This is a genomic window from Vibrio sp. 1288, from assembly GCF_033344475.1.
The window spans coordinates 1-587 of the sequence record NZ_JAWPOX010000837.1; the positions used below are offsets into that span (position 1 = coordinate 1).

Annotated in this window: 1 protein-coding gene; it reads right to left on the bottom strand. The window is 44.3% G+C overall.

Translation table 11 applies throughout. The features are described 5' to 3' along the window. Nucleotides 1-587: heme biosynthesis protein HemY (locus tag R8O11_RS29650; protein ID WP_412035097.1), on the bottom strand; the 587-nt coding region annotated here is incomplete at both ends.

Here is a 587-nt window from a genome sequence, read left to right on the forward strand (position 1 = left end):
GAGCTGCTTTGGTTAGATTTTGCTTCTCTAGTGTATCTGCTAGGAAAGCATAGTCAGATACGTCTGAGCGAAGTTTTAGAGCTATTTCAAAGTGCTCCTGAGCTTGTTGCCATTTCTCTTGGCGGAAGTAGAAGTGTGCTAGAGCGCTGTGTGCCGCTGCGTTGTCAGCTTCTTTCTTTACTACACCTTCTAGGAAGACTACTACAGGATGGATATCTGGTAGGTTTAAGTCTGGCAGTAGTTGGTAAAGTTCTGGTTCAGGCTGCTTTTTCAGTGCTTCTTTTAGTACGGTAAAGGCTTCGGTATCGGCTTTACGAGCGATAAGCTCACGTGCAAAACATGCAATAAGATGCGTGTCTTGCTTCACTTTACGAGCCAGACTGTTCCAATGAGAAATTAGCCCTTCGCTACCTTGTTGTTGCGCGACTTCATGCAGTAAACCACATTGTGCTTTCTGAATCAGTTCTGCTTGCTCTTCTTCCGTTACTAGCTTTGCTTTCGCCAGTTGTGGCATTAGGTCAATCAGTGGCTGCCACAATTTAAGCTGCATGTAAGTTGTTTTGAGTAAGTTCAAGACAATCGAGTTA